The following is a 6,163-nucleotide window of genomic DNA, read 5'->3' on the forward strand; positions in this document are numbered from 1 at the left end:
CCCTCAGTTGAAGGTGAAGGAGACACCGATGCCGCCACCCCAGTCGTCTCCGCTGGTAACGGCCCGGGCATTCAGGCGGACCCGGCCGGACTCGGCGGTGTAGCCGAGGCCGAAGGCGAAGGCCCCCTGTTCGTGCCACATGCCGCCACCCGCCGCGGCGCTGATCTTGCCCGGGCGAGGGTCGAACTGCAGCGACGATGCCGCGATACCGATCGCCGCCCCCTGCCAGGCATCGCGCCGCGCCTGCTTGATCTTGCCGTTGAGCGAGTCGAAGGCGCCGTTCAGCTGGTCGACATTGACCGCATCCGTGCCGTTCACGCCCGGCGCGACATTGCCGATGATGACCGGCGCGCTCTTGTCCCCGCCCTGCAGCGTGATCCGGTTGGTGAGGTTGCCGGAGCTGTCGGTGTCATACTTCACCGACAGGCTCGACAGGGCCTGCAGCTGGCTCACATTGGCCGCATCGGTCGGGGCCGACCCGGCGGCGACGTTGGTGACCCGGCGTTCCGCCCCCGACGAGCCCACCGAGACCTCGCCGGTCGCCACCCCGGCGGTGGTTGCGCCCACCACCGGCGTGTAGGCCGCGTCGGAGAGGTTGGCCAGGGTCTTGGAACCTGCGCCCAGGGCCAGCGAGTTGGCCTTGGTCGCCTGCGCCCCGGCGCCGATCGCGATCGCGTTGTTGGCGGACGCGCTGGCACCGTTGCCCATCGAGATCGCGTTGCTGGCGCTGGCGGTCGAGGCCGGGCCGATGGCGGTGCTGTTGCTGCCGGTGGCCGCGGAGTCCGCCAGGGTCGAGTTGGCGTGGAAGTACTTGATGCCCGCCCCGCCGTTGATCGAATTGTCGACCACCGAGGCCAGCGCGAACATCTGCGAGCCGTTGATCGCGTCGGTCGAAGTCGACGTGATCCGCCCCGCCGCCACATTGGTGATGGTGCGCTCGGCGCCGACATCGCCGACGCTGACCGTGCTGGTCGGGTTGGTCCCGGCGAAGCCCTCGAGCGTGAAGTTGTTGAACGAGGCGCTCGAGGTGCCGACCGCAGTCTGCGTCTTCGAGCCCGCGCCCAGCGCCACGTCGCCGGCATTCGCGCTCGCCGTGGCACCGTGGCCCATCGCCACGCTGTCCTGGGTCGAGGCCACGGCTGTCGGCCCGACTGCCACGCTGTCCGTCCCGATGGCCTGGCTGTCGGCCAGGGTCGAGTTGGCGTGGAAGTACTTGATGCCACCGCCGTTGTTGATGTTGGTCAGGGTGCTGTCCACGGCCCCGACGGCGTCGTAGATGGTCGAGTAGCTGTTGCCCTGCACCAGGAAGGTCGGGCCGGTGATGGTGCCATTCGGGTTCACCGTCGAGGTGCCGCCGAGCACGTTGGTGATGCTCTGCGCCGTGCCGAAGAGCTGCGAACCGTTGATGGCGTCGGTCGAGGTCGAGTTCACCGCGCCGGGAGCCACGTTGTGCAACCCGACTGGCTTGGCGTCCTTGCCCACCAGCGTCAGGTCCTGCGACGGCAGGCCGCCGTTCGGTTTCGTCGGCTCATCGGGGTTGCTGTACTGGACCGGACCGATGCCGCCGTTGCCGACCTGGGTGCCCAGGATATTGATCGCCGAGTTGGTGGCGAAGAGCTGCGAGCCGTTCACCGCGTCGGTCGAGGTGGCCGAGAGGCGGCCCGCGGCGACGTTGGTGATGGTTCGCTCCGCCCCCGGCGCGCCGACGCTGACCGTGCTCGTCGGGGTCGTCCCGGCGAAGCTGTAGTCCTTGCCGGCGATCGTGGTGCCCGCGGTGGCCACCACCGCCGCGGTCGTCGAGCCGGAGCCCAGCGCCACGTCGCCGGCATTGGTCCCGGCAACGGCGCCATGGCCGATGGCGATGCCGTCCTGGGCCGAGGCAACCGCCTCGGGTCCGACCGCCACGCTGTCCGTCCCGATGGCCTGGCTGTCGGCCAGGGTCGAGGTGGCGTGGAAGTACTTGATGCCGGCGCCGTTGTTGATGTTGGTCAGCTGGTTGTTGATGGTCGTCAGGTTGCCGTCTACCGCATCGAAGGCGTCGGTGACCGTGGTGTAGTTGTTGCCCTGGATGTTGTAGGTCGGGCCGGTGATGGTGCCGTCCGGGTTGACCGTCGAGTCGCCGCCGAGATGGGTGACGATGCTCTGGGCCACGCCGTGCAGCTGCGAGCCGTTGATGCCCTCGGTCGAGGTCGAGGACACCTCGCCCGGCGCCAGCCCGGTGATCTTGGTGCCGTTCATGTTCAGCCCGGCGGCGTCGAACACCTGGCCGCTGGTCAGGGTCAGGCTGTCCGCGGTCAGGGCCGGCGTGGTCGCCACCGTGATGTCCGTGCCGGTCCGGGTGACCGCGATGTTCTGGCCGTTCAGGAACTGCACCGTGCCGCCCGGCGCCACCTTGGTCGCGGCATCGCCGTTCGCCTGCAGGTTCCAGCCGGCATTGGCGACGTCGCCGATCGCGTTCAGCTGGTTGACGTTCACCGCATCGGTGCCGCCGACGCCCGGCGCCACATTGGTGATGGTCTTGCCGCCGGCGTTGATCCCGGCCGTGGTGATGCTCGGGCCACCGGTGATGGTCAGCCCGTCGGTGGTGATCGAGGTGCCGCCCACCATCACCGAGTTGAAGCTCGGATCGGCGACGATGCCGTAGGTGATGGTCGAGCCGGTGCGGGCGACGGTGGTGTTGCTGCCGGCCGCGAAGGTCGCGGTGCCGCCCGGCGCGATGTTCTGGCTGGTCGCCCCGCCATCCGCGCTCAGGTTCCAGCCGGCATTGGCGGCGGTCGCCACGCTCTCGACCGCCTGGTTGGTGGCGAAGAGCTGGCTGCCGTTCACGGCGTCGGTCGAGGTCGCCGCGATCCGCCCGGCCGCGACGTTGGTGATGGTCCGCTCGGCCCCCGGCGCCCCGACGCTGACCGTGCTGGTCGGCGCGGTGCCGGCGAAGCTGTAGTTGGTGCCGGCGATCGTCGTGCCGGCCGTGCCGACCGCGGCCGCGGTCACCGAGCCCGAGCCCAGCGCCACGTCGCCGGCATTGCCCGCCGTCGCCGTGTCGCCGAAGGCGAGCGAGCCCGCCCCGGTCGCGCTGCTGGCATTGCCAAGGGCGACCGAGCCCTGGCCCTGCGCGGTGTTGGCGCTGCCGATGGCCAGTGCGCCGGTGCCGGAAGCGGCGTTGTCCGCGCCGACCGCCACGGCCCCGGTGCCGATGGCCGAGTTCGGGTCGCCGATCGCCACGGCGCCGTCGCCATTGGCGGTCTGGCCCTCGCCCAGCGCCACCGCGCCGGTGCCGCCCAGCACCTGGGAGTTGTGGCCGCCGGCGATCGAGCCGGTGCCGGCCGCAGCCGCCACGGTGCTGGTGTCGCCGAACGCGACGGTCGAGGCGGCGAGCGCCTGCGAGCCGTTACCGAAGGCGGTGGCGTTCGCCCCTGTCGCGCTGGCCCCGACGCCGGCCGCCAGCGAGTTGATGCCGGTGGCGCCGCGGTTGTCGTAGTTGGCGCCCTGCGTGCCGCCGTCGTTGACGCTGTAGTAGTGCGTCATCTTGCCGTTCACATCCGTGATCTGGCTCGCGACGTTGTCGATCGCCTGGTTGGAGGCGAAGAGCTGGCTGCCGTTCACCGCGTCGGTGGAGGTGGCCGAGAGCCGCCCCGCCGCGACATTGGTGATGGTCCGCTCGGCGCCAGCGCTGCCGACGCTGACCGTGCTGGTCGGGCTGGTGCCGGCGAAGGTGTAGGTCGTCCCGGCGATGGTGGTGCTGGACGTGCCGACCGCGGCCGCCGTCACCGAGCCCGAGCCCAGTGCCACGTCGCCCGCATTGCCGGCCGTGGCGCCGGAACCAAGCGCCGTCGCATCCGCCGCCGTGGCGCCGGCGCCGACGCCGGCCGCCAGCGCGTTGGTGCCGGTGGCGCCGTCATTGTCATAGTTGGCGCCCGCCGTGCCGCCGTCGTTGACGCTGTAGTAATGCGTCAGCTTGCCGGTGATGGTGGTGACGTCGCTGGCGACGCTGTCGACCGCCGTGTTGGTGGCGAAGAGCTGGCTGCCATTCACCGCATCGGTCGAGGTGGCGGAGAGCCGCCCCGCCGCGACATTGGTGATGGTCCGCTCGGCACCGACATCGCCGACGCTGACCGTGCTGGTCGGCGCGGTGCCGGCGAAGGTGTAGGTCGTGCCGGCGATGGCAGTGCCGGTCGTGCCGACCACAGCCGCCGTCGTCGAGCCCGAGCCGAGGGCCACGTCGCCGGCGTTGGCACCGGCCGTGGCGCCGTGACCGACCGCCACGCCGTCCGTCACCGAGGCCACCGCCTCCGGCCCGGCGGCGGTGCTGTCCGTGCCCGTCGCCTGGCTGTCGGCCAGGGTCGAGGTGGCGTGGAAGTACTTGATGCCGCCGCCATTGGTGATGTTGTCGACCTTGGTGTTCACCGTGTCGACCGAGGTATTGGTGGCGAAGAGCTGCGACCCGTTCACCGCGTCGGTCGAGGTGGCCGCGATCCGGCCGGCCGCGACATTGGTGATGGTCCGCTCGGCGCCAGCGCTGCCGACGCTGACCGTGCTGGTCGGCGCCGAGCCAGCGAAGTTGTAGGTGGTGCCGGCGATGGTGGTGCTGGCCGTGCCGACCGTTGCCGCCGTCACCGAGCCCGAGCCCAGTGCCACATCGCCCGCATTGCCAGCCGTGGCGCCGGAACCGAGCGCCGTCGCATCCGCCGCCGTGGCGCCGGCGCCGACGCCGGCCGCCAGCGCGTTGGTGCCAGTGGCGCCGTCATTGTTGTAGTTCGCGCCCGAGGTGCCGCCATCGTTGACGCTGTAGTAGTGCGTCAGCTTGCCGGTGATGGTCGTGACGTCGCTGGCGACGCTGTGCACCGCCGTGTTGGTGGCGAAGAGCTGCGAGCCGTTCACCGCGTCGGTCGAGGTGGCCGAGAGCCGCCCCGCCGCGACGTTGGTGATGGTCCGCTCCGCCCCCGCCGCACCGACGCTGACCGTGCTGGTCGGCGCCGTGCCGGCGAAGGTGTAGGTCGTGCCGGCGATGGTGGTGCCGGTCGTGCCGACCACAGCCGCCGTCGTCGAGCCCGAGCCGAGGGCCACGTCACCGACATTGGCACCGGCGGTCGCGCCGTGGCCGACCGCGACACCGTCCGTCACCGAGGCCACCGCCTCGGGGCCGGCGGCAGTGCTGTCCGTCCCCGTCGCCTGGCTGTCGGCCAGGGTCGAGGTGGCGTGGAAGTACTTGATCCCGCCGCCATTGGTGATGTTGTCGACCTTGGTGTTCACCGTGTCGACCGAGGTGTTGGTGGCGAAGAGCTGGCTGCCATTCACCGCATCGGTGGAGTCGATCGCGATCCGACCGGCCGCGACATTGGTGATGGTCCGCTCCGCACCCGCGGCGCCGACGCTGACCGTGCTGGTCGGCGTGGTGCCGGCGAAGTTGTAGGTCGTACCGGCGATGGTGGCGCTGGTCGTGCCGACCACAGCCGCCGTCGTCGAGCCCGAGCCGAGGGCCACGTCACCGACGTTGGCACTGGCGGTCGCGCCGTGGCCGACGGCGACGCCATCCGTCACCGAGGCCACCGCCTCGGGTCCGGCAGCGGTGCTGTCCGTGCCCGTCGCCTGGCTGTCGGCCAGGGTCGAGGTGGCGTGGAAGTACTTGATGCCGCCGCCGTTGGTGATGTTGTCGACCCTGGTGTTCACCGTGTCGACCGAGGTGTTGGTGGCGAAGAGCTGGCTGCCGTTCACCGCGTCGGTCGAGGTCGCCGCGATCCGACCGGCCGCCACATTGGTGATGGTCCGCTCCGCCCCCGGTGCGCCGACGCTGACCGTGCTGGTCGGCGCCGTGCCGGCGAAGTTGTAGGTCGTCCCGGCGATCGTCGTGCTCGGCGTGGCAACCGCTGCCGACGTCACCGAGCCCGAACCCAGGGCCACGGCGCCGGCATTGCCGGCCGTGGCGCCGGAGCCGAGCGCCGTCGCATCCGCCGCCGTGGCGCCGGCGCCGACGCCGGCCGCCAGCGAATTGAGGCCGGTGGCGCCGTCGTTGTCGTAGTTCGCGCCCTGGGTGCCGCCGTCGTTGACGCTGTAGTAATGCGTCAGCTTGCCGGTGATGGTGGTGACGTCGCTGGCGACGCTGTCGACCGCCGTGTTGGTGGCGAAGAGCTGGCTGCCATTCACCGCATCGGTCGAGGTGGCGGAG

At 71.1% G+C, this 6,163-nt stretch carries 1 protein-coding gene; it reads right to left on the reverse strand.

All coding sequences use genetic code 11. The features are described from left to right. Positions 1-3 precede the first annotated feature (3 nt). On the reverse strand, positions 4-6,141 hold the full coding sequence (locus AB4Z01_RS29505; protein WP_441699692.1) for a hypothetical protein: 6,138 nt from the start codon (positions 6,139-6,141) through the stop codon (positions 4-6). Positions 6,142-6,163 lie beyond the last annotated feature (22 nt).

Source organism: Inquilinus sp. YAF38 (assembly GCF_052113205.1).
GTDB lineage: Bacteria > Pseudomonadota > Alphaproteobacteria > DSM-16000 > Inquilinaceae > Inquilinus.